General features: G+C 63.8%; 20 protein-coding genes and 1 tRNA gene. 8 read left to right on the plus strand and 13 right to left on the minus strand.

All coding sequences use genetic code 11. The features are described 5' to 3' along the window. Positions 1–1,761: 1,761 nt before the first annotated feature. The 5 genes from AB7I51_RS03425 to rpmG form a co-directional block, all read right to left on the minus strand. A complete protein-coding gene (locus tag AB7I51_RS03425) occupies positions 1,762–2,196 on the minus strand; it encodes an HIT family protein (protein ID WP_428403068.1) in 435 nt (144 codons plus the stop codon). Positions 2,197–2,377: 181 nt separating this feature from the next. Beyond that, positions 2,378–3,241, minus strand: a complete 864-nt coding sequence (locus AB7I51_RS03430) for a prephenate dehydratase (protein ID WP_428403067.1) — start codon at positions 3,239–3,241, stop codon at positions 2,378–2,380. Next, positions 3,238–3,984: a 3-deoxy-manno-octulosonate cytidylyltransferase gene (locus tag AB7I51_RS03435; RefSeq protein WP_428403066.1), complete on the minus strand. Its 747-nt coding sequence runs from the start codon at positions 3,982–3,984 to the stop codon at positions 3,238–3,240. Before AB7I51_RS03435 ends, AB7I51_RS03430 begins: the two co-directional genes overlap by 4 nt. 7 nt (positions 3,985–3,991) lie before the next feature. Continuing rightward, a complete protein-coding gene (locus AB7I51_RS03440) occupies positions 3,992–4,405 on the minus strand; it encodes a hypothetical protein (protein WP_428403065.1) in 414 nt (137 codons plus the stop codon). Positions 4,406–4,866: 461 nt separating this feature from the next. After that, entirely contained in the window at positions 4,867–5,034 is a 168-nt protein-coding gene (gene rpmG, locus AB7I51_RS03445) for a 50S ribosomal protein L33 (protein ID WP_428403064.1), read from the minus strand. A gap of 468 nt (positions 5,035–5,502) precedes the next feature. Here rpmG and AB7I51_RS03450 point away from each other — a divergent pair, with 468 nt between their 5' ends. After that, positions 5,503–6,480: a hypothetical protein gene (locus AB7I51_RS03450; protein ID WP_428403063.1), complete on the plus strand. Its 978-nt coding sequence runs from the start codon at positions 5,503–5,505 to the stop codon at positions 6,478–6,480. Between the two features lie 71 nt (positions 6,481–6,551). On the opposite strand, the gene rnr is transcribed toward AB7I51_RS03450, so the two are convergent. The 3 genes from rnr to AB7I51_RS03465 form a co-directional block, all read right to left on the minus strand. Then, on the minus strand, positions 6,552–8,909 hold the full coding sequence (gene rnr / locus AB7I51_RS03455; RefSeq protein ID WP_428403062.1) for a ribonuclease R: 2,358 nt from the start codon (positions 8,907–8,909) through the stop codon (positions 6,552–6,554). A 175-nt stretch (positions 8,910–9,084) separates the two neighbouring features. Further along, positions 9,085–11,994 (minus strand): type I DNA topoisomerase, encoded by a 2,910-nt coding sequence (gene topA / locus AB7I51_RS03460; RefSeq protein ID WP_428403061.1) that lies wholly within the window; start codon positions 11,992–11,994, stop codon positions 9,085–9,087. Positions 11,995–12,122: 128 nt separating this feature from the next. After that, on the minus strand, positions 12,123–12,854 hold the full coding sequence (locus tag AB7I51_RS03465; RefSeq protein WP_428403060.1) for a ZIP family metal transporter: 732 nt from the start codon (positions 12,852–12,854) through the stop codon (positions 12,123–12,125). A 102-nt stretch (positions 12,855–12,956) separates the two neighbouring features. Here AB7I51_RS03465 and AB7I51_RS03470 point away from each other — a divergent pair. The 3 genes from AB7I51_RS03470 (at position 12,957) to AB7I51_RS03480 (ending at position 13,779) form a co-directional block, all read left to right on the plus strand. Beyond that, positions 12,957–13,027: transfer RNA gene (locus AB7I51_RS03470), tRNA-Cys, on the plus strand. A gap of 155 nt (positions 13,028–13,182) precedes the next feature. Beyond that, a complete protein-coding gene (locus tag AB7I51_RS03475) occupies positions 13,183–13,389 on the plus strand; it encodes a hypothetical protein (RefSeq protein WP_428403059.1) in 207 nt (68 codons plus the stop codon). A gap of 96 nt (positions 13,390–13,485) precedes the next feature. Then, positions 13,486–13,779, plus strand: coding sequence for a hypothetical protein (locus AB7I51_RS03480; RefSeq protein ID WP_428403058.1), 294 nt, complete (start codon positions 13,486–13,488; stop codon positions 13,777–13,779). A gap of 12 nt (positions 13,780–13,791) precedes the next feature. On the opposite strand, the gene AB7I51_RS03485 is transcribed toward AB7I51_RS03480, so the two are convergent. The 3 genes from AB7I51_RS03485 to AB7I51_RS03495 form a co-directional block, all read right to left on the minus strand. Next, positions 13,792–15,609: an AsmA family protein gene (locus tag AB7I51_RS03485; protein WP_428403057.1), complete on the minus strand. Its 1,818-nt coding sequence runs from the start codon at positions 15,607–15,609 to the stop codon at positions 13,792–13,794. A 171-nt stretch (positions 15,610–15,780) separates the two neighbouring features. Beyond that, on the minus strand, positions 15,781–16,218 hold the full coding sequence (locus AB7I51_RS03490) for a response regulator (protein WP_428403056.1): 438 nt from the start codon (positions 16,216–16,218) through the stop codon (positions 15,781–15,783). Positions 16,219–16,250: 32 nt separating this feature from the next. Further along, complete coding sequence (locus AB7I51_RS03495) at positions 16,251–16,652, minus strand: DUF423 domain-containing protein (RefSeq protein WP_428403055.1); 402 nt, start codon at positions 16,650–16,652, stop codon at positions 16,251–16,253. Between the two features lie 202 nt (positions 16,653–16,854). On the opposite strand from AB7I51_RS03495, the gene AB7I51_RS03500 reads away from it, so the two are divergent. Next, on the plus strand, positions 16,855–18,093 hold the full coding sequence (locus AB7I51_RS03500; protein ID WP_428403054.1) for a M48 family metallopeptidase: 1,239 nt from the start codon (positions 16,855–16,857) through the stop codon (positions 18,091–18,093). 21 nt (positions 18,094–18,114) lie between these two features. Here AB7I51_RS03500 and nhaR read toward each other — a convergent pair whose 3' ends face one another. After that, positions 18,115–19,005 carry a transcriptional activator NhaR gene (gene nhaR / locus AB7I51_RS03505; RefSeq protein ID WP_428403053.1) on the minus strand — a complete coding sequence of 297 codons (891 nt, stop codon included), beginning with the start codon at positions 19,003–19,005 and terminating at the stop codon, positions 18,115–18,117. A gap of 126 nt (positions 19,006–19,131) precedes the next feature. Between nhaR and AB7I51_RS03510 the strand changes: the two genes are divergently transcribed. The 3 genes from AB7I51_RS03510 to AB7I51_RS03520 all read left to right on the plus strand — a co-directional run bounded on the left by AB7I51_RS03510 (position 19,132) and on the right by AB7I51_RS03520 (position 21,733). Further along, positions 19,132–19,356, plus strand: a complete 225-nt coding sequence (locus tag AB7I51_RS03510) for a hypothetical protein (RefSeq protein ID WP_428403052.1) — start codon at positions 19,132–19,134, stop codon at positions 19,354–19,356. A gap of 97 nt (positions 19,357–19,453) precedes the next feature. Further along, positions 19,454–20,122, plus strand: coding sequence for a carbonic anhydrase (locus AB7I51_RS03515; RefSeq protein WP_428403051.1), 669 nt, complete (start codon positions 19,454–19,456; stop codon positions 20,120–20,122). A 45-nt stretch (positions 20,123–20,167) separates the two neighbouring features. Further along, on the plus strand, positions 20,168–21,733 hold the full coding sequence (locus tag AB7I51_RS03520; RefSeq protein WP_428403050.1) for a SulP family inorganic anion transporter: 1,566 nt from the start codon (positions 20,168–20,170) through the stop codon (positions 21,731–21,733). Between the two features lie 76 nt (positions 21,734–21,809). Here the strand turns inward: AB7I51_RS03520 and AB7I51_RS03525 are convergent, their stop codons facing one another. Beyond that, positions 21,810–23,819 carry an acetyl-CoA carboxylase biotin carboxylase subunit gene (locus AB7I51_RS03525; RefSeq protein ID WP_428403049.1) on the minus strand — a complete coding sequence of 670 codons (2,010 nt, stop codon included), beginning with the start codon at positions 23,817–23,819 and terminating at the stop codon, positions 21,810–21,812. Positions 23,820–23,857 lie beyond the last annotated feature (38 nt).

The following is a 23,857-nucleotide window of genomic DNA, read 5'->3' on the forward strand; positions in this document are numbered from 1 at the left end:
GCCCGATTGAGGCGCCGGCGCTTCTTCGCGCAATATTTGCTCGCCGCCCGATTCGATTAGCGAAGGCGTCAAATCCGCGAGGCTGTAACCTGCGCTCTGCAAGGACGGCGCGACTTTCGCCGGGGCGCGGCCGGCGATCGCCGTCAGCCGCGACAAATCCCCAGGTTCGGCAATGACGCGCGCAAGGTCCGCCGGGGGCCATTTGTCGGCGTCGTCGATATTGTGGCCGACGGCTACTCCCGCGGTGACAAGCTTTGCTTCGATCTGGCGATCGGTCGCGAGACAGCCGTCTTTTGCCGAAGCGGCGCCGTGGACGCCCGTGCAGCGCGGCACGTAAACCTCGGCGCGCGCGCTCGGCATCAAAGTAAGCTCCAGCGTCCTCTGTCCGTTTGCGCCGCCGGAATCGAGCGGGACGCCGTCGCGCGACAGCAGCGCCAGCGTCAGACAGCGATGTTGCGCCGCCTCGCTCATATCCGCCCGCGAGTCGGGGCAGAGCGGCGCGTCCTTGTCTTTGGTCTCGACGCGCAGACGGTAGGTCACGTCGGCGCTCATATTGGCGACGCGCCAAATCTGCACGGAGCCGGGCGGCGCGGTCAGGGTTGGATAGACTTCGCCGGAGACGGAGAAAATCCACTGCCGTTGTGGATCCGTCCAGCCGCCGCCCGGGGCGCGGGTCGCGTCAGGCGCGAGAGCGAGCTGGGCTTTCCGTTGCAATTCCGGCGGCGCAGCGGGGTCCCAGGTCACGGCGCCGCAGCGCTCCTTTTGATAGTCATTCGGATCGTGTAGCGCCCAATCGCCTTTGTCGTCCTTATCGATCTGGAGGTCTTTCAGCCCGATAAAATGAACGTCGGCAGCCTGTTCGAGCGCGCGTTCGCGGCGCTGCGCGGCGAGCGAGCCGCATGCCGCCGCGCCGGCGGGCGGCGCGCCGTCGCCGGCCCAACATTCGAAATAGGCGTAGTCCCAAAGGTCGCCGATCGTCAGCAGGCCCGAGAGGCCGGCGAGCACCTGCGGTTCAGCGAAGCCATGCACATGCGGATGAAACCAGAACAGACCAGATGGATGGTTTGGCGGAATGACGTCGCGGTAGCGAATTGGCCGTGCCTCCTTGACCGAGGCGGGAGCTTCCGTTTGCGGTTTGCAGGGATCGACCTTTGCGAGTTCGCTCGTCGAGGGCGGAAGGTTGCGCGCCTCGCCATTGACGAGAATGCAATCGCCATAGAGCGGCCGCGCCCCGCTTTCGCCGAAGCCGACGCCTTGCGGCGAAATCGACAAGCCATGTGTATGAAGATTGGTCTCCTTGGGGAGGTTTGTGAAGAAATCGATCATCAGCGTACGGCCGCGCGTCGCGGCGATCACCGGCGGCATCAGCGCCGCCGTCGCGCCTGACGCCATGCCGGGCCCGCGCAGCTTGTAAATATAGAGTCCCTTGATGAGCCCCTTGCCGGGAACGTCGACATCCGCGACCTCCGCGCTCAGGGTCAAGAGGTTCGAATCATCTTCGAGTCGGGTGCCAGTCCGCTGAGCGTCCGCCGATCCATATTGCGGCGGCGCCAAAATCACGGAAGCGGCGATGAGGAAAGGCGCAAGCGCCCTAAATCGATGAACGGCAATACGGGCCATGCTCGCCTCCAAATTCGTGCGGCTGCGCTCAATCGATGAAAACTATCGCAAAATTCCATATGCCGCAAAAACTCGGCATCGCCGAATTTTCCCAAAAGCGGGCCGCAAACGATGCGCTTTGCTGATTTTACGTTTCCAATCCTAAGCCTCGAACGGCTCCATCGCGTCGCGAATCTTCTCCGCCTGTTCGGCGAGCTTGGCGTCGTCCGCCATTGTCCCCGGCGGCCGCAAGGCGACGTCTTCCCAGCGCGGCAGCAGGTGGAAGTGCAGGTGGTAAATCACCTGGCCGCCGGCGCTTTCATTGAATTGATGCAGGGTCAGTCCGTCGGCGTCGAAGGCCTTCTCGATCGCTTTCGCGACATGCTGCACGCGCTTCATCAATTCGCCGAGCGTTTCGGGCGAGACGTCGAGCAGTCCGCGCGCGCCTTGCTTTGGAATCACCAGAACATGGCCCTCCGCGCGCGGCATAATGTCCATGAACGCCAGAGCGACGTCGTCCTCATAGACCTTATGCGCGGGGATTTCGCCGCGCAGAATCTTTCCGAAGATATTGTTTGGGTCATAGGCGACGGCCATGGGCTTTTCCCTTCGAGCGACTGCTCCTCAATCTCGTTTTGGCCGTTCCAACGCGCGCTTGCGTCTCAAGTGACGCCGCTCATGCCGCGCCGCTCATGGCGCGAACGGAAATCGTCGGGCGACGATGGTCCCGTTCTCGCTGTAGAAGGCTGGCAAGAAAAGCAATTGCCTTTGCGGCCTGTCAATCCCCAAAGGCGAAGGCGCGGATATTGGTGATGCGGAAATCGCTCGCGGGATAGACGCCCAGAATCTCCACTTCCTTGGAGAAGAACTGCAATTCTTCGAGGGCGCGCGCCATTGCGGGCTGCTCGGGATGGCCGTCGGCGTCGGCGAGAAAGCGCGTCGCGGCGAATTCGCCGTCAACCATGTAGCTTTCGAGCTTGGTCATATTGACGCCATTCGTGGCGAAGCCGCCGAGCGCCTTATAGAGCGCGGCCGGCACGTTGCGCACGCGAAAGATGAAGGTGGTGATGGTGGTGCCGGCGTTCGGCGCCGCCCAATCCCTTGTCTTCGACAGCACGATGAAGCGGGTGGTATTGTGCGCCTCATCCTCGACGTTCTCGGCCAGTATGTCGAGATCGTAGATTTCGGCGGCGAGCCGCGGCGCGATCGCCGCCTTGGTCGGATCGCCCCATTCGGCGATTTCGCGCGCGGCGCCGGCGGTGTCTCCCGCGGTATGCGCCTCGAGCCCGAAGTTGCGAATGGCGCGGCGGCATTGGCCGAGCGCATGGACATGGCTGTAGACGCTTTTGAGCGCCTGCCGCGTCGCGCCCTTGGGCGCCATCAGATGAAAATGGATCGGCAGAAAGCGCTCGCCGACGATATGCAGCCCGGAATGCGGCAGGAAATGATGGATGTCCGCCACCCGCCCGGCGATCGAATTTTCGATCGGGATCATGCCGAGCGCGGCGCGCCCCTCGGTCACCGCCGCGAAGGCGTCCTCGAAGCTCGCGCAGGGGAGCGGCGTGAGTTGCGGATAGGCCTCACGGCAGATGAGGTCCGAATTCGCGCCGGGCTCTCCCTGATAGGCGATATATTGCGTCACTTTGTGTCCTGTTCGCGCGCCGCGGCGCGCAGCGCGTTCAGATCGCGTTCCGTATCCACCGATGGGGCGGCTTTGTCCAGCAGCGCGGCGTCGATGCGCATGCCGGCCTCGAGGGCACGCAGCTGCTCGAGCCGCTCGCGCAATTCGAGCGGGGAGGGCGGCAGCGAGACGAAACGCTCGAGCGCTGCGCGGCGAAAGGCATAGACGCCGATGTGCTTCAGGCGCGGCCCTTCGCCAAAGGGCGCGGCCGCTCTGGTGAAGTAAAGCGCGCGCAGCCGATGACGCGTCAGCGCCGCTCCGACGAGTTTCACCACGTTTGGATCGCCCGCCTCTTCCGGGCGGGTCGGACAGGCGAGCGTGCCGATGTCGACACTGGGGTCGTCGAGCAGGGCGAGCGCCGCCTCCAGCGCGCCGTCGGGCAGGAAGGGCTGGTCGCCTTGCAGATTGACGACGGCGCCATGGCGTCCTTGCGGATCGAGCGTACTTACCGCCTCGCCGAGGCGGTCGCTGCCGCAGACATGAGAGCCGCCGGTGAGCACGGCCTGTCCGCCGACAATCTCGATCGCGCGCGCGATTTCCGGCGCGTCGGTCGCGACCACGACGGGTCCGATTGCTGCAGCGCAGGCCCGCTCCCAGACGTGGACGATCATAGGCCGGCCGTCGATGTCGGCGAGCGCCTTGCCGGGCAGGCGCGTCGAACCTAAACGCGCCGGAATGACGATGATCGGCGCGAGCGCCGGCATGGCGGCGTCAGTAGGCGTTGTTATCCTCGGCCATCCAGCCCTTTTCGCTCTTCACGAAATGCAGCGTGCCTTCGCTGGTGTGCACTTCGCTCTTGGCGAATGTCCGATCGTCGTCGAGTCCCAGATAAGCACATTTTCCGCGTTCGCGCTCATCGGCGCATTTGGCTTCGAAGCCTTCGGGGAACTGAATTTCTGCCTCATACATCAATTCATAGGCGTCAATATTTTCGCGCTTTACTTCGCGGCCCTGCACCTTCTTGAAAGAGACGAGTTTGGCGTCCACGCCATTTTTTTCGAGAAGGCTGCGCAAGACCTTCGCGCCGGTGGCGTCGCCGGGCATATGCTCGCCGCAAGCGGAAAGCGTCAAGGCGACCGAGAGGCCAGCCGCGAGGCCGAAAACAAAGCGAAATCCAGATGCCATCTACTCCTCCCGCGCGGCGCTCATTGCGGCGCGTTATTGTTTGTTGCGCTGGCGCGCAAACGCTTCACAAGTCCCTAGCTGTGAAAATTCATATCAGATAGTTGCATTTTTGTGCAGCCGGAGTAACGTGACCAAGCCAAATGAGTTGCGCGTCTGGCGGCGTCGAAGGGCCTTAAAAGAAGACCCATGGCGCGTGTAAGCGTTCGATGCGTATTCGGCACAACTTTGAATACCCTGCGGAGTGCTCAGGTCCGCCGCATCTCCTGGGTCCGTGGGGTTGGCCGACTGGCGGTGGTTGGAGTGGCCTCCTTGAAGCCATCGTCAGTCGGCCGCCTTCCCCGAAGCGGTCGCTGTTCCAGCCAAAAATTCTGCGAAGCCAGACAAGAATGCAAAAGCGCGGCTGCGGCCGCGCTTGCATCGCCCGATCGGCTGTGACGAAAGCCTGACGCGTCTGTCAGCGCTTACTTGATCTTGGTTTCTTTGAAGTCGACGTGCTTGCGCGCGACGGGATCGTATTTCTTGAAGACGAGCTTTTCGGTCTTGGTGCGCGCGTTCTTCTTGGTCACGTAGAAATAGCCCGTATCCGCCGTGGACAGGAGCTTGATCTTGATCATGGCGGACTTGGCCATCGTTGGTTCCGTCTATCAGAGAAAGAAATCGTCCCGGCCGCTGGGCGCGCCGGGAGCGAATTGGCCGGCAACATACGTGCGGCGCGGGCGATGTCAAGGACGCGACGGGCGGCCAGGCGACGATCCAAATTAGCGAGCGGCCGGCCCCGCGAGTCCTGGCCGCGCTTGTCGCTACGATCACGCCGCGACGCGCCTCCCGCGACGCATTCGGCGCCGCCGCCGCCGCGTAGACGACCGGCGCAGGACGGAAGGAACCGGCAAAGAACAGCCATAATTTTGTTGGCTAATCCCAAAGAGGACGGCGAATGTCTGGAAGTACTCCAGGCGATCGCAGGGCAACGCTCCGGGGGGACGAAATATCTGGTAAGAAGCCGACGCTCTCGTGGGGTGTTGAGAGCGGGGTCGGCATGTATCGGCGCGAAGAAATTCTCACCAAGTCTTCACGCCAACGCGCCTGGAGTTAGCAGTATGAGCGTAACACTCGAAAAGCGACGCAAAGTCGCTGAGTTGGAGAACTTCGAAAGACGGATAGGCGAAGAGAAACGACGCCTGCTCGGCGAGCTCGCAAGCTTGGAGAGACCTTTCAGCGACACGCGCGCGACGAGCTGGATCAAGGATTTTTCTATCGATATCGCTGCCGGGTGGCGCGCGCGCCATCGGCGCGCATCATCCAGAGCGCCCGTTTGGGTCTATGTCGTCGCCGCGGTCATCCTGCTTGGCGGCGGCTTAGCGGCAAATCTCGCCTGGAGAGGCGCAGCCGCGCCGCGCGCTGACGGCTCGACGCTGCATCAGGCCGAAACGCCGACGACGCCTGCGCGGATCGAGCAGCCGACGCCGGCGCCCGTGAAAGAGGCGGCCCAAGCCGCCGACGACGCGCCAACCTCGGCGCCATCGATTAGCGCCGAAGATGGCTTGGCGGAGGCTCCGACGCCATCGACGCCCGAGCCCAACAATTTGGGCGAGCGGCTTCTGGAGGCCCAATCCGCAGCCGACCCCTTGCCGGAGCCCCTGCCGCCGCCGACAAAGGCGGGCGTTTCCGCCGCCGCGCCGCCGCTCGCTGCGGTTTCGCCGCTCAATCAGGCGCGGCCGAAAACCGCTTTTGACGACGCGCCGCCGGTCGATGCGACAGCGCTGGCGGAGCCTAACGACGAGGCGCCTGCGACGCGCGAAAGCCGGCGCGAGGACGAGCCCGCCAACGAGGGCCGCCATGCGAAATGCTTCGTCAAGGTCGACGGCCGGGTTCTGTTCCAGCGCAACTGCCTTCTGAATCAGCCTTCGCGCTCGACCTTTAACGTAACCGCGGGCGATGAAGCCATCGTTCTGAGGCTCGAACATGGACGGACGTGGACGGCGAGTCTCGGGGGCCGCAACCTTGGCAAGGTCTATCGCACAGGCGAGTGCTGGGGCAGGCGCCACGAAGTCTATATCTGCGCGAAAGGCGTGTGAGACGCAGAGCTAGTTTCTTGCATTGACGCATTTTCTACGCCGAACCGGCGTCCACTTCGGCGGAAAATGCTCTATCGCTTCTTCTTGGCGCGTTTCGGCGCGCGTCGATCCTTCGTTCTCGCGCCTGTCCGCGGCGGGGCGCGGCGTTCGCCGCCGCTCGCGACTTCGAAGCGCAGGGCGCCGGCGATCGGCGCCGCCTCAATGAGCCGAACCTCGATTACATCCGCGAGCCGGTAGCTGACGCCGGAGCGTGAGGTGAGCGCATGCGCCGCTTCGTCATAGGCGTAATATTCGCGGCCCAAGGTCGCCGCCGGCACGAAGCCGTCGGCGCCGGTCTCGGCGAGGCGCACGAAGAGCCCCGATCTTGTCACGCCGGAAATGCGCGCCTGAAAACGCGCGCCGATCTGATCGGCGAGATGATGCGCGATCAGCCGATCGACAGTCTCGCGCTCCGCCGCCATGGCGCGCCGTTCCGCGGCCGAGATGCGCGCCGCGACTTCCGCGAGTTCGCCCGCCGGCATGTCGGGCAGCGCGCCTTCGCCGAGCTTTAGCGCGCGAATGAGCGCGCGATGGACGATGAGATCAGCGTAGCGGCGAATGGGCGAGGTGAAATGGGCGTAGCGGCGCAGATTGAGTCCGAAGTGCCCGTAGTTTTCATGCGTATATTCCGCCTGCGCTTGCGTGCGCAGAATGATCTCATTGACGATGTTCTCGTGCTCCAGGCCCTTCACGCGATCGAGGATCACGTTGAAATGCGCGGCGCGCAGCGTCTGGCCCTTGGCGAGCTTGACGCCGATCGTCGCGAGAAACTCTGAGAGCGCCGACACCTTCTCGCGCGAAGGTTCGTCATGGGCGCGATAGATCAGTTGCTGGCGATGCTGCTCCAAGGTTTCGGCCGCCGCGACATTGGCGAGAATCATGAATTCTTCGATGAGCCGATGCGCTTCGAGCCGCGGCGGAACGATCACGCGATCGAAGGAGCCGTCTTTCTTCAAAAGGATCTTGCGTTCGGGCAGATCGAGATCGAGCGGCGCGCGAAGATTGCGGGCGTGCTGCAGCGTTTCATGCGCGGCATAGAGCGGCTTGAGCACCGAGGCGAGCAGCGGCTTCGTAATTTCGTCGGTGCGGCCCTCGATTGCGTCTTGCGCCTGCGCATAGGCAAGCTTGGCGTGCGAACGCATCATCACGCGATGAAATTTGTGATCGATCTTCCGGCCCTTGCTGGTGACGCGCATGCGCACCGCAAGCGCCGGCCGGTCTTCGTTAGGGCGCAATGAGCACAAATCGTTGGAGATGCGCTCGGGCAGCATCGGCACGACGCGATCAGGAAAATAGACCGAATTGCCGCGCTCCAAAGCGTCGCGATCGAGCGCCGAGCGCGGCTTCACATAATGCGCCACGTCGGCGATCGCGACCGTGATGATAAAGCCGCCGTCATTATCGGGCGCATCGTCGGGCGTGGCGTGAACCGCGTCGTCATGGTCCTTGGCGTCGGGCGGATCGATCGTGACGAGCGGCAGGTCGCGCCAGTCTTCGCGTCCATGCAACGACGCAGGCTGGGCGCGTTCGGCCTCCGCGTTCGCTTCGGCGCGAAACACGTCGGGAATGTCATGCGCGCGCAGCGCGATGAGACTCACCGCCTTTTCGCCAGTAACCGAGCCGAGCGTCTCGCGCACGCGGGCGCGCGGCGCGCCAAAGCGCGTCTTGCCGACAAGATCGACCGAGACGAGATCGCCATGCTTGGCGTCGCCGATGTCGGCGGTCGCGACGGCAAGTTCGCGTCCCGCTTGCCTCTTGTCGATTGGCTCGATGCGGCCGGCGCCGTTCGCTTCGATACGCAGCACGCCGAGCACGCGATGCCGCTGGCGCGACAGAAGTTTGACGACGCGCCCGACATAGGGCGGCTCATTCGGTCCGGCGTCGCGATCCGGTTCGGCGCGAAGCAGCGCGCGGTCGCCGACGCCGGGCAGGGGTTCGCCCGGCCGGGCGCGCCGCGGCGCGTGGATGCGTATGCGGGGCGCCGGGCCCAGCTCGTCCTCGTCCCATTCGACCGGCGCGGCGATCATCTCGCCGTCGCGGTCGCGCGCGATAATGTCGACGAGCGCGACGGGCGGCAGCGCGCCCTTGCGCGTCACGCGCCGGCCGCGCTTTTCGAGAACCCCTTCGTCAGCAAGTTCGGCGAGCGTGCGCTTGACGGCGATGCGGTCGTCGCCGGTGACGCCGAAGGCGCGGGCGATTTCGCGCAGGCCGATCTTGCGCGGGCCGCCGGCTTCGGTTTCGCGGGAGATGAAGGCGAGAATGTCTTCGCGAGAGGGCGCGCGATTTTCTCTAACTTTTTTCGCCAATGGCTCGCTCAACAGAGGCAGAAATTGCGGCGTTGCGCCGCCCGCATCATAGAGGCCCTGTCGAATCGTTTGCACAAATGTCATTCCCGGCAGGCCGAAGGCCTGACCGGGAATCCAGAGCAAGGTCCGACTTGCTTGTTGCGGCTCTGGATTCCCGATCGCGCGCTTGGCGCGCATCGGGAATGACATCCGGCAGTTCGACCGGACTCGTTGTGACACATATAGAATGCCGGCGCCGAAATCGCTATTTCGCCGCTGCCTATTTCGCCGCCGCCTTCTTCGGCGCGGTCTTCTTCGCCGGCGCCTTGATCGCTTGTCTCACCGGCCGTGAATCCTCGAACGGCGTCTCGTCGCTCTCTTCGATCGTCTTCCTGGCTTTCGGCGCCGCTTTCTTTGCCGCCGCTTTCTTTGCCGGCGCCTTCTTTGCCGGCGTCTTTTTCGCGCCGCTCTTCTTCGGCGCGCCGCCCTTGGCTTCGATCAGGCGCAGCGCCTCTTCGAGAGTCACCTCGTCCGGCGACGCGCCCTTGGCGAGCGTCGCGTTGATCTTGCCCCAATTGACGTAGGGGCCGAAGCGCCCGGCGCGCACCGTGACCTTGCCGCCGTCGGGATGGTCGCCGAGCAGGCGGCCGCCCGCCGCGCCGCCGCCTCCCGCGGCTTTCGCCGCGAGCAGCGCCAGCGCCGCTTCGAGCGTCAGCGCCGCGGGGTCGCTGTCCTTCGGAATCGTCGCATTGACCTTGCCCCAATTCACATAGGGGCCGAAGCGGCCGGACTTGACGCTCACCGATCCGCCTTCCGGGTGATCGCCGAGCGCCCGCGCCGGCTCCGCCGGACCGCGCGAGAAGCGCGAGCCGCCGGTTCCCGACTCTTTCTGAACGATGAGGTCGATGGCGCGGTTGGCGCCGATCGCGAGCACGTCATCGTCGCGGCCGATATTGGCGTAGGTTTTCCCGTGCTGGACATAGGGGCCGAAGCGCCCGATGCCGGCGACGATCGGCTCGCCGCTTGTCGGATGTTTCGCCACTTCGCGGGGCAGCGAGAGCAGTGCGAGCGCCTGGGCGAGGGTCAATTCGTCGGGCTTGATGTTTTTGGGCAGCGAGCCGCGTTTGGGCTTCTCGCCGCCTTCCTCCTGTTCGCCCTCCTGCACATAGGCGCCGAAGCGCCCGTCGCGCAGCGTCACTTCCGCGCCGGTTTCCGGGTTGACGCCGAGAACCTTCACGCCCGGCCGCGCGGCCTCGGCGGCGTCGCCGGTCGGCGGCGAGAGCGTGCGCGTATAGCGGCATTCGGGATAGTTCGAGCAGCCCACGAAGGCGCCGAATTTGCCGATTTTCAGCGACAGCTGGCCGCTGTTGCAGGCGGGGCAGAGGCGGGGATCGCTTCCGTCCTCCTTCTGCGGGAAGACATGCGGACCCAATAGCTCATTGAGGCTGTCGAGCACTTCGCTGACGCGTAAATCCTTGGTGCCGTCGACGGCGGTCGAGAAATCTTTCCAGAAGTCGCGCAGCACTTCTTTCCAGTCGATCTCATTATTCGAAATGAGATCGAGCTTTTCTTCGAGATCGGCGGTGAAATCGAATTCGACATAGCGTGTGAAGAAGCTTTCGAGGAAGGCGACGACAAGACGCCCTTTGTCCTCCGGCACGAGACGCTTCTTGTCGAGCCGCACATAGTCGCGGTCGCGCAGCACGGCGAGAGTCGAGGCATAGGTCGAGGGGCGCCCGATGCCTAATTCCTCCATGCGCTTGACCAGCGTCGCCTCGGTGAAGCGCGGCGGCGGCTCGGTGAAGTGCTGGGTCGCGTCGATTTTCTCGCGCGTGCAGGGTTCGCCTTGCGCCATCGCCGGCAGTCGGCCGCCGTCCTCGTCCTCCGCGTCGTCGCGCCCTTCCTGATAAAGTTCGAGGAAGCCGGGAAAACGAACGACCTGGCCGGTGGCGCGCAGCTCCAGCGTGCGAGTTCCCGCTGTGGCGTCGATCTCGACAGTGGTGCGTTCGAGTTCGGCCGATTCCATCTGGCTGGCGATGGTGCGGGTCCAGATCAGCTCATAGAGCTTCGCCTGTTCGGGCTCGAGATATTTGGCGACATGCTTTGGAAGACGCGCGGGATCGGTCGGCCGGATCGCCTCATGCGCTTCCTGGGCGTTCTTGGCCTTCGTCGTATATTTGCGCGGCGCGCCGGGAACGAAGCGGTCACCATATTCCTTTCCGATCACCTCGCGCACGCTGGCGACCGCCTCGGGGGCCATGTCGACGCCGTCGGTTCGCATATAGGTGATGAGGCCCGCGGTCTCGCCGCCGATGTCGACGCCCTCATAAAGCCGCTGGGCGATGCGCATGGTGATCGCCGGCGCGAGACCGAGCTTGCGCGACGCCTCCTGCTGAAGGGTCGAGGTCGTGAATGGCGCATAGGGGTGGCGCTTGACGGGCTTCGCTTCGACCGAGCGAACGACGAAGGACGCGGCGTCCAGCGCTTTTTTGAAGTCCTCGGCCTCTTGGCCGGCGCCAATGTCCAGCCGCTGGATTTTCTTGCCGTCGGCGCCGACCAGTCGCGCCGTGAAGGGCTCGCCGGCCTTGGTCTTCAGATGGGCGACAAGCGACCAATATTCGCGCGGGACGAATTTCTCGATTTCCAATTCGCGGTCGCAGACGAGGCGCAGCGCCACCGACTGTACGCGGCCGGCGGAACGCGCGCCGGGGAGCTTGCGCCAGAGCACCGGCGACAGGGTGAAGCCGACGAGATAGTCGAGGGCGCGGCGCGCGAGATAGGCGTCGACCAGCGCCTGGTCGATCTGGCGCGGATGCGCCATCGCCTCCTTGATCGCATCCTTGGTGACGGCGTTGAAGACCACGCGCTCGATCTTCTTGTCCTTCAGCGCGCGCTTCTTGTTCAAAATGTCGAGCAAATGCCATGAGATGGCTTCGCCCTCGCGATCCGGGTCGGTCGCGAGGATGACCTTCTCGGCGCCCTTGACTGCATCGGCGATGGCCGAGACCCGCTTTGCGCCCTTGGCGTCCATCTCCCAGACCATGGAAAAATCCTGGTCGGGGTCGACCGAGCCGTCCTTGGCGGGGAGGTCGCGCACATGGCCATAACACGCCAACACATTGAAATTATTTCCTAAATACTTGTTGATCGTCTGCGCTTTGGCCGCCGATTCGACGATAACGACATTCATTTCGTGATAATTCCAAGGGTGCGCCGGCTCGGCGCGAGCGGCGGAAGATGGTCAAAATGGGCGCCGCCTGTCAAATTGGCCAGCCCCAGGCGTCGAAGCGTCGAAGCGTCGAAGCGTCGCTGCGCCGCTCAATGGTCGAAATAACTGGCGAGCACCGTGAAAAGCGCAAAGCCGCCGATGAAAAGCATCGAAGACCAGCGCGTGTCTTCCGCCGCCTCATGGGCCTCTGTCATCAGGTCCTCGACAGCGGCGATTTGCAGAACGCCGCCGGTAAACGCCAGCGCCGCGAGTCTCAGCGCCTCGCTCTGGCCGCGCAGCAGCCAGTAGCCGATCGTCGCGCCCAGCAGGCAGAAGGCGAAGAAGGACGCGGAGAGCATGACGCGCCAGAATCGCCCCACCCCCTTGCTCTTCAAATTGGCGATGGCGGCGAAGCCTTCGGGAATATCGGCGAGGACCTGTCCCGCGGCCAGGACCAGGGCGAGGCTCAAGGATACCGCCGACCCGACGCCGATCATGAGGCCGTCGCCGAAGAGATCGACGCCCGCCGCCGCATAGACCATGGTGGCGCCGGCTGTCGCGCCATCCGCTCCGGCTAGTCGGTCGACCACCCATTCCAGAAGCATATAAAAGCCGCCGCCGACCAGGAGCGCGAGCGCGATCGCCCAGGCCGGCGCGCCGCCGGCGAGGGCCTGCGGCATCAATTCGACGGCGACGACGGCGGTCACCACCCCTGCGGCGATATGCAGCGCGCGACTCAGCATGCGCGCGGAGGCGTCGACGAATTCAGCGATGACGCCGCCAGCGAAATTGCCCAGCGCCGGCAGCGCAGCGAGCAGAAGAACGAACGGGAAATCAGCCATAGCATCTAGAGCCTATCCGGTCCGCTCGGTTTCGGCGAGGGGCGCTTGCTCGGCTTGGCGCCCTCCTGTATGAGCGAGCCCACGCGGCGCACGCCGCGCGACGGCCTCGTGGCGGAGTGGCTACGCAGAGGACTGCAAATCCTTGTACGGGGGTTCGATTCCCTCCGAGGCCTCGCGCATTCTGAACTGGTCGTTGGCGGCGTCGCTGGCGCGCATGCCTAACGATAGCGCAGAAGAAGCGAGCCGCGCGGCTGGCGCGGGGTCGATCCAAGACAGTTGTCTTCGCAGTTGCGTTGTAGTTCGGGCGACATCGCCATCGGAGAGAATAATGAACCTGAATTCGTTGATTGCGGAGGCGCAGGCGCGGCTCGATCGGTCGCGGCGCGAGTTGAAATCCGCGGTTCTGGATTTCGACGTCTCAGACGAAAACCTATTGGAAATGCGAGGCGCCGCGCGCCGCGTATATGACGAGCTCAGCGCGCTTGACCGCAGGAAGCTGAGGAGAGGCCTGTTCGGCTTTCTGAAATTCTGGTGACCCCCATGCGGCGCGTCGGGCACTTTCGTCCGCCGCCGCGCGCTCCATAATTGTTAAGGAGCGCGCGATTCATCGCGCCGCAGAACGAGGTCGCCAATGATCAGTCCTGAAACGCCCCCCGGCGCCGAAGTGATTTGCTTGGACGCGACTGCGGGCCCCTATGGACAATGCGAGGGTTTGGCCCGCGGGGCGGTCTATACGGTCGCGCGCATCGCCCGCGGCATCGACGGCGGACATGTCGTGATCTTGGCGGAAGTTTCGCCTTGGCGGACCTATGCGCCGCCTTGGGGCGTGGTCGAGGTCGGCTTTGAACTTCGCCGCTTCCGCTATCTCGACATTCCTGACGAGCTCACGCGGCTGCTGCACGAAACGCATTTCGAAGACGTCTGAGACTTTCCTGCGTCATCGCCCCGCCGGCGCCTGGTGCGGCGCAGCCGCTCTCGGCAGCAGCGGCGCGGCGGCGTCCGAGCGGCGGATGAAGGCTTGCGTATCGAGCTTTAGCGCCAAGTCGTTCCAGCGGCCGGCTACGTCGAAATCGATGCTGGGAGCGGAATCGCTGATCTTGCCGGCGGTATCGGTTTCGCGCGCAATGGCGCTGATCGCGAGCGCGCGCTCGGGCAGCGGCGCCGATCCGCTGAAAGCGACCGAGAAGCCTGGACCTCGGACGCTTCCTTCAGAAATTATCGCGACGCCGTTCTCGAATTTTATGGCGGCGCTCGCGGCGTCGACGATCGAACGGCCGGAGCGGATGTCGACGGCGCTCGACAGCGGACGTTTTTCCAGCCTCTGCAGCGCCTTCTCCAGATTGACTCCGGAAATCTCGCCATCGACAAGAGCCACGCTGGCGCGCCCGTTCAGGCTTTGCATGAGCGCCGACATGCGGTCGCCGGCCCCGTCCACCACGAGAGTCGCATTGAGCGCGCCGGCCAGCAATGGTTTGCCGTAAGCGTCCCAAAGCAGCGGGCCTGCGTCGACCGCTGTCGTCGTTTGCGCATTGGCGCGGAAAACCAGCCCCTCGGGCCCCGGCGCGACGGACGCCCGGAATTTGAACGCCCCGCGATAGGCTTGAGCCTGGTCGATCGAGAACTCCGCCGCGCCGTCGCGCAAAGTCGCTGAGATCGAGGCGTCGCTGATTTTCAGCCGGCCGAGTCGCGCATGGCCGACGGCAAGCCGCAGATCGAGGTCGGCGCCGGACAAGTCCGGGAGTTCGAAGGGTCGCCTGCTCCACTGTCCATCCGAATCGACAAGCGGAGGAGCGTCATAAAGAAATGGCCGCAGAGAGAGGAATTCGCTTTGTAGGGCCACCGCGAGCGTTGGCCGGCCATCCTCCCTATGAAGGTCGAAATCGCCTCGAAACTCGTTGCCGTCGACAAAGAGCCTTGCGCCCTTTAGGTGCGCCTCTCCGGCCGAAAGCGTCGCCTGCGCGGAAAATTGCGTATCGCTGAAGGGTCCGGGCAGGGGAGCGGTCTCGCCGAATAGCGCTAGCGCCCGTCGCGCCGAGGCGGCTGCGGCTGCGACATGGCCCGCGAAGCGGGCGTTGGCGCCGAGCTGACCGACGCCCTGCGCTTCGAATCGGATGGTCCGGCCATCGAGCCGCGAGGTGACGACGGATTCTTCGCCGCGCAGCAGCGCTCCGGGGCGCGCGACCCAGAGAAGCGCTTCGAGCCGTTCGCCGTTCAAGTCGAACGCCCCGGTTAGGGCCGCGGCCTCGCCGATGCGGCGCCATTCAAATTTCGCGTCGATTCTCTCCAGCGCGTAGAGCCGGCCGCGATAGGAGATCCGCGCGTCGCCGTCGACGATCGATACGGTTCCGAATCGGACATTATCGGCCGCGGCGGCTTCGAGGGTCGCCGGCTTCGCGGCGGCGGCGCGCGCGGCGGCGCCAGGCGCGCCGTCCGGCGTCTTGTCGAAATCGATGCGCGCATGCGGCCGGACGAGCTTTACCGCCGCGACCTTCAGCCTTCCGGCCAATAAGGGCAGAACGTCGACGTCGCCGTGAAGCTCGCTCGTCTCGATGACCAGCGCGCCATTGCGATCGGCGAAGGCGACGCGATCGACGGCGATGCTCGGGCGCGGAAAGAGCGAAAAGCTCGTTTTGCCGCGCGCCGCGACATAGAGTCCTGAAGAGCCCTGGAGCTGATCGGCGACAGCGTCCATGAGAGCGGCCGGCGAAAAGAGCCAGGGCGCGATCGTGGCGGCGAGCGCCGCGACCCCCGCCAAGGCTGTCGCGAGCCGACGGCGTGCGGCGACAGATGGCCGCCATGTCTTAAGGGCCGGGGAGGGCTTGTTGGTTGAGACGGACGGCTGCACGCCCCGCGCTCCAAAAGCTTGTCTCAGGAAGTTCCCTTGTCGCGGTCAAGGGCGGCGATAAAGTGGCGAAAATCCGAGCGTCTAGCGATCGTCGGCGCGCGACAGCTCGCTGCGCAGCGCAGCCAGGATTTCTTCGACGTAGAAGGGCTTTTCCACCATCGAGCGCTCAAGATGCGCCTCGGGCAATCCCGCGCGCCCGCAGCCGGTGGTGAAGATGAAAGGGCAGCCGCGGGCGGCGAGCGCGTCGGCGACGGGATCGATCCTTTCATGGCCAATATTCACGTCGAGCAGCGCGAGATCTACGCCGTCCCCGCTCGACAGCCGAACCGCCTCTTCGACGCTGCGCGCCATCCCCGCAATAATCAAGCCGAATTCGCTGAGCGTCTCTTCCAGCGCCAGCGCGATATAGGGATCGTCTTCGACAATGAGCAGCCGCCGCCCGAGCAAAGGATCGCTCGCGCGCTGGGCGTCATCGCTCGGCGCGGCCGAGGATGAAAGGTCGGAGCTTGAAACCGACATATGTGAATGGTGGGGCGCTTTGCCACACTTGTCTAGCTTTCACGGGGTGTTCCCGACGAATTTGCGCCTAACATGACGAATGTCGCCCATGCCGCCAGAGCGCACCAGCTCAAAATCGTCAGGCCGCCGCCGATGGGCGCGGCCAAAGGGAACAGCTTCGCCGTGAGAAAGACGCGCGCCGCGAGGTCTGCGGAAAAAAGCGTCACCCCTGCCTGAAGCGCCAGAGCGATCGCGGCGAGCCAGCTTGCTTCCCGTCGCGGCGTCCCGCGCGCGAGCGCGGCGAGGCCGACGCCGGCGGCGGCGTGGATCATCAGAAATTGGCTCGCCGTCGCGAGAAAAGGACTCGCGTCGAGATGGGCCGCCGCGGCGGCGAGCGCAACGCCCGCCGCGCCCTGAACGGCGGCGACGGCGGCGATGAAAAAGGCCAGTCTCAACGGCGACTCCCGATCGCGCCTCCGACGACAGCGTTCTCACGCTTCAGGCGTCGGAGGCGTCGTCGCCAAAATATCCACGACCGGCGGAATAGGCCAGCGCACGCTATGATCTCGGCGACGCGGAGGATCTCGATCAAGCCGCGCTCTCGCAAACGGGGATGCGCGTGCCTATATTGCCGCAAAGATTTTGTGGGAGCGCGGAATGAGCGCAGTGGGCTTAGCGATTTGTCTGGCGATCGCCGCCTCGGCCGGTTTGGGCGTCTATCTGCGGCTGCGACAGATGACGACGGTCGCGGCGAATCGCGATCGGGTGCCGCCGGATTTCGCGCGCGACGTGACGCTAGACGAGCATCGTCGCGCCGCTGAATATACGATCGCGAAAACGGAGTTTTCCGTCGTCGAGACGATTTCCGACGCGGCGATCTCTATTTTGTGGCTGGCCGTCGGGCTGGCGCCTCTCTATGCGGCGATCGCCGCTCTCGTCGAACCGGGTCTCGTCCGCAGCGTTCTGTTCGTTCTCGGGTTTGGCGTGATCGCCAGTTTGATCGACATGCCGCTCGCCGCCGTCCGCGCCTTCTGGCTCGAGGCGCGATTCGGATTCAATCGTCTGACGCCGCGAACCTTTCTCCTCGATCAGGCGAAAACCGGCGCTCTGGAGCTCGCCATTTCGACGCCCTTGCTTTTCGGCATGTTCTGGCTGCTGCGCGCCGCGCCCGACACATGGTGGCTCTTCGCTTATGTCGCCTTCATCGCCATCGCGGTTGCGATGACCGTGATCTATCCGACCGTCATTGCGCCGCTGTTCAACAAATTCACGCCGCTCGAAGAGGGCCCGATGAAACGGCGGATGGAGGCGCTCCTCGCCAGATGCGGCTTCGAGTCGAAAGGCCTCTATGTGATGGACGCGTCGACGCGCTCGACGCATGGCAACGCCTATTTCAGCGGCTTCGGCAAAGCTAAGCGAATCGTGTTTTTCGACACGCTGCTTGAGAAACATTCGCCGGATGAAATCGAATCGATTCTCGCGCATGAACTCGGCCATTTCAAATTCGGCCATGTCCGTCAGATGCTGATGCAGGCCGCCGCCGTCGCTTTCCTCGCCTTCGCCGTGCTGTGGCTGGCGTTCGGCTCCGACGTCTTCGCCGGCTGGTTCGGTCTGCCGAATGATCCGGGCATTGTCCTTGTCGCTCTGATGCTGGCGCGCGAGCCGATCTGGCATGTCCTGTCGCCCTTGCTCGCCTGGCGGTCGCGCCGCGCCGAGTTCGAGGCCGACGCCTTTGCGCGCGATCTCGTAGGGCAAGAGCCGATGATTTCGGCGCTGACGCGGCTCACGCGCGACAATCTGGCGACGCTGACTCCAGACCCGCTCTACGCGACCTTCTATTTTTCACACCCGCCGGTGCCGGTGCGGGTCGCGCAACTGCGCGCGGCGGGTTCGTAACGTGACGCGCGTGCTCCACGACTAGGCCAGCCAGTTTCGAGCGCCTTCAAGGATTGTCACGACCCCCGAGTGCTTGATCTTTCTCTGTGCCGTGATCGCATAGAATCGCTCGCTGACTCCGTCCAGCGTCGCGATGTGCTTGACGCCATATTGCTCTTCGACCTGGGCGCGAACGGCTGTGGGCGCCATGAAGACGCCGACGCCCGCCGCCCCGAATGTCTTCAGTAGCGCGCTGTCCTCGACCTCGGCGACAATCTTGGGAAAGAGACTGTTGGCGTCCAGCCATTGATCGAGCGAACGGCGCAACGCGGTGTTTGATGTCGGCAGCAAGAGCGGCGCGCCATCGAGACAATGCGGAAAATTCTTGCGATAGCGCTGCTGCAATTCGGACGCCGCAAATGCCGCCACGCCGCATTCGCCAATCGGATGATTGTATATGCGCGCATCCGTCCCGCCGGTCGCCGGCCAGTCCGAGAGGACGAGATCGACTCCGTGCACCGGCAGTTCGGCCAACAGGCGCTCCGTCTTGTCTTCCTGACAGATGATTTGGTTATGCGCGGCGAGCGCAGGTTCGAGCAGACGATAGACGACAAGCTTGGGTAAGGCGTTAGATACGCCGACGCTTAGCCTCACGCTGACTGCGCCGGCGCGATTCTTCAGGGCGCTGCCGAGTTCGCGTCCAAGAGAAAATATCTCGTCCGCGTAATTGAACACGGTGCGTCCGGTCTCGGTCATCACCAGTTTGCGGCCTTCCTTTCGGAAAAGCTGTGCGCCGATCGAAGATTCGAACACTGCGATCTGCCCGCTGACCGTCGGCTGCGCCAATCCGAGCTTTTGGCTCGCACGGGTGACGCTTCCCTCGCGGGCGACGTTCCAGAAGTAGAAAAGATGCTGATAGTTGAGACGTTCCATAGATCCATCGCTTTTACCGATACAATTAATTGATTCATCCTTATTTTCAATCTCAACCGCCTACGCCATCTTGAACACATCGGCATTGCGGCGCGCCGTGATGCGTCGCGATCAGGAGGATTGGCGATGGCGTTCAACTCCGCGCTCACGGCGTTGGCCTTGGCTGGCGCCCTCGCAACGCCTGGCCTAGCGCTCGGGCGCGAATTCATGGACGGCGCCGCCGGACACTGCCTGCTGTGCGACTTTCTAAGCGAGTCGCGGGGAAGCGAAGCCGATGCGGAACGCCAGCGCCCAGCGGCGGGCGACATCGGCGGATCCGAGCGGTCGAGTAAAAAAAGCGACGTGAATTGAATTCGAATGCTTCGGAAAGGCTTGCGATTTTTTCACGCGTCAGAGGCGCCGCTCCGCGAACCATCGCGAGACGTCGCACAAGCGACAGAGGCTCGAAATGCAGCGGTTGATTGAAGGTCTACACCAGTTCCAGTCGCAGGTATTCGGCAGCCAGCGAGAATTGTTCGAACGCCTCGCCAAAGGTCAGGCGCCCGAGACGCTGTTTATCACCTGCGCCGATTCACGCATCGATCCCTGCCTGCTGACCCAGTCCGCGCCGGGTGATCTGTTCATTCTGCGCAACGCAGGCAATCTCGTGCCGGCCTACGGCGCCGTGCGCGGCGGCGAAGCGGCGACCATCGAATTCGCGATCGCTGGCCTCGGCGTCAAGGACATCATCGTATGCGGCCATTCGCACTGTGGCGCGATGCGAGGCTTGCTCGATCCTCCGCCGACAAACATGTTTCCCGCCTTAAATGAATGGCTGTCGCACGCCGAAACGACAAGGCGCATCATGCAGGACAAATACGCCGATCGCACCGGCGCCGACCGGCTCAACGTCGCCATTCAGGAGAACGTGCTCGCTCAGCTCGAAAACCTCCGCACGCATCCGGTCGTCGCCTCCGCAATCGCGCAGGACAAGCTGAGGCTGCATGGCTGGGTCTACAAGATCGAGACGGGCGAGGTCTTCGTTTACGACCCGGCGACGCGCCAGTTCGGGTTAGCGCCGACGCCCACGGATTTGATCGCGTGGGAGAGAAGAGAGCGCGTCAGCGTCGACGTTTGACGTCTCGCTCTCGGCTGAACCAACCGAAACTATAGAGGATGCGGAATGTCGGTAGAGTTTGATAGGGCGCCATCGCGCCTCGCGACGATTAAAGACGACGTCTTCGCGTCCGTCGTCGTTCTGCTCGTCGCACTGCCCCTGTCGATGGGTCTCGCGCTTGTCGCCGGCTATCCGTTCGAGAATGCGGCCGCGGTCGGCCTCATCAGCGGCGTGATCGGCGGCATCGTCGTCGGTCTGCTTTCGGGCTGTCCCTTGCAAGTGAGCGGCGCAGCGAACGGCGCGGCCGTTATGGCCGCCGTATTCATCAAGGATCTCGGCTTCGAGGTCTTCGGACTCATCGTCATGCTGTCGGGGGTCATTCAGATCGCGGCCGGCGCTTTGCGCTTCGGGCCGGTTTTCCGGGCCGTTTCGCCCGCCCTGATCCAAGGCATGCTTGCCGGCATCGGCCTTCTGATCTTCGCCTCGCAATTCCACGTCATGGTCGACGACACGCCGCCTGGCACCGGCCAGGAATTCGGAGGCGTCATCAATCTTTGGTCGCTACCAGTCGCCATTTGGAAAGGAGTCTCGATGGAGGCGCACCAGCCCGCGGCGCTCATCGGACTGCTCACCATCGCCGCCATTCTGTTGTGGCGCCGCTTTGCGCCGACGTGGCTGTCATTTTTTCCTGCGCCGCTTGTCGGCGTCGGATTGGCGACCGGGGTCGCGGCGTTCTTTGCCCTAGATATCAAATATGTCCCGGCGCCGGACGACCTCTTGGCTGCGGTGAGTTTGCCGACGACGCATACTCTCGGACGAATTGGCGAAGGCGCATTGTGGGCCGCCGCCCTGTCGCTGGCTTTCGTATCCGGCGCGGAATCGCTGTTGACGGCGACAGCGGTCGATGCGATGCAGCGCCGCACGCCGCGAACGCGCTACAACAAAGAACTCGTCGCGCAAGGCGTCGGCAATTTTCTTTGCGGAATTCTTGGCGTTCTGCCAGTGTCAGGCGTGATCGTGCGCAGCTCCGCCAACGTAACGGCGGGCGGGCGGACGAGACTCTCCACGATCCTGCATGGCGTGTGGATTCTGCTGTTTATCACGCTCGCGCCGGACGTTCTGCGCATCATCCCGGTCGCGAGCCTCGCCGCAGTTCTCGTTTATGCAGGGCTCAATCTCATCAATCTGAGCTTTGCGCGATTTCTGTGGGGTCAGGACCGCATTGAAACCGGCATTTACGCGGCGACGTTGGCGACGGTGGTCGCGACCGACGTGTTGACCGGCATTGCGGTTGGCGTTGGTCTCGCGGTCGCGCGCCTGCTCTACACCTTCTCGCATCTCAACATCCGCAGCGAGACGATCAACGGCGTGACCATGATCCACCTGGAAGGCGCAGCCACCTTCATCCGGCTGCCCCAACTGGCGGGCGCGTTCGAAACATTGCCGCCCGGCGCGCGCGTGCATGTGCATCTCAACGATCTGAAGTATATCGATCTTGCCTGCCTCGATCTGCTCGCGAGCTGGGATGCGCAACTCCGGGCCGATGGCGGCGAATTGGCGCTCGATTGGGACGCCCTACACGGACTGTTCCGAGAACGCGTTCGCGCCATACCCTCATCAATCGCAGCCTGATGATCGCCGGATCAATCACATTCTTTCGGTGAGCATGTTTCTCAACCTGTAGGCTGCGTCCCGCGCCGCAGCGCCTTCAGGCGAACTCCATGATCACGGCGTCGACCGCGAGACTGTCGCCGGGCTTGGCGAGAATCTTCTTCACGGTCACGTCGCGTTCGGCGCGCAGCACGTTTTCCATCTTCATGGCTTCGACCATGCACAAGGGCTCGCCGGCCTTGACGTCCTGGCCTTCCGCCACGTCGATGGTTTTCACCAGGCCGGGCATCGGACAGAGCAGATGCTTGGAGGCGCAGGCATCCTTTTTCTTGGGCATGAAGGCGACGAGTTCGGCCTCGCGCTGCGTATAGACGCGGGCCGTCACGTCGACTCCCTGGTGCGACAGCTCATAGCCGTTGAGGATGGCTCGCGCCTGCACATAGACCGTGCGGCCGTCGACTTCGCCTTCGAGAACGAGTTCGCCTGGACGCCATTGAGTTGAGACGCGATGCGCGCGCTGATCGCCCTCGGCGAACCGCACGATCAGCGCTTCTCCTTGCGCTTCGATGCATACGTCGAATCTCTGGTCGCCCAGCATGCAGACGCGCTCGCGCTCGAATTCGACCGGCCTGCCGCCGCGCAACTGCCCGGAGATCTTGCGTTTGCGTTCATTGCCGATGTGGTCCATCAGCGTCGCGATCGCGGCGAGCGTGTGCGCCAAATCTCCCTGAGGCGCCTGCGGCGAAAATCCTTCCGGATATTCTTCGCTGATGAAGCCCGTCGACAGATTGCCCGAGCGCCAGCGCGGACTCTGCATCAGCGACGACAGAAAAGGAATGTTGTGGCGAATGCCGTCGATCACGAAGCGATCGAGCGCGTCGGCCTGCGCCACGATCGCTCGGAGACGATCCGGCGCATGGGTCACGAGCTTCGCGATCATCGGATCGTAGTGGATCGAAATTTCGCGTCCCTCGGTGACGCCTGTGTCGTTGCGCACCGTGACGCCGCCTTCGCGCTTTTCTTCCGGCGGGCGGTATTTGACTAGCCGTCCGATGGAGGGAAGGAAGTTGCGCGTCGGATCTTCGGCGTAGATCCGGCTCTCGACCGCCCAGCCGTTGATCTTGACGTTTTCCTGCTTGAGCTGCAGCGGCTCGCCCGCCGCCACGCGGATCATCTGTTCGACGAGGTCGATGCCGGTGATGAGCTCGGTCACCGGATGCTCGACCTGCAGGCGCGTGTTCATTTCAAGGAAGTAGAAGCTCTTGTCCTGGCCGGCGACGAATTCCACCGTGCCCGCCGAATCATAGTCCACGGCCTTGGCGAGGGCGACGGCCTGCGCGCCCATTTCGCGACGAGTCTTTTCATCGAGCAGGGGCGACGGCGCTTCTTCGATCACCTTCTGATTGCGCCGCTGAATCGAACATTCGCGCTCGTTCAGATAGATGACATTGCCATGCTTGTCGCCGAGCACCTGAATTTCGATGTGGCGCGGATTGACGATGAATTTCTCGACGAAGACGCGATCGTCGCCGAAAGAGGACGCCGCCTCCGAGCGCGCGCGGGTAAAGCCTTCAATCACCTCGGCGTCGGAAAAGGCGACGCGCATGCCTTTGCCGCCGCCGCCGGCCGACGCTTTCAGCATCACCGGATAGCCGATGTCCCGCGCGATTGTGACCGCCTCTTCGGCGTTCTCGATGACGCCGAGATAGCCCGGCACGACATTGACCTTGGCGGCCGAGGCGAATTTCTTCGACTCGATTTTGTCCCCCATCGCCTCGATCGCCCGCGGATTGGGACCGATGAAGACGATATTGGCTTGCGCAAGCGCAGTGGCGAAAGCGGCGCGTTCGGAGAGAAAGCCGTAACCCGGATGCACCGCTTCGGCGCCGGTTTCCTTGCAGGCGGCGACGATTTTATCGATCAGCAGATAGGATTGGGCGGCGGGCGGCGGACCGAGATGGATCGCCTCGTCAGCCATTTCGACATGCAGCGCGTCGGCGTCGGCGTCGGAATAGACGGCGACGGTCGAAAGCCCCATGCGCTTCGCGGTCTTAATGATGCGACAAGCGATTTCGCCGCGATTGGCGATAAGAATTTTACGAAACATTCGCGCCCCGTTGCCCCAATCCCCTCAAGCATTTGGCG

This window comes from Methylocystis sp., from assembly GCF_050246715.1.
Lineage (GTDB): Bacteria > Pseudomonadota > Alphaproteobacteria > Rhizobiales > Beijerinckiaceae > Methylocystis.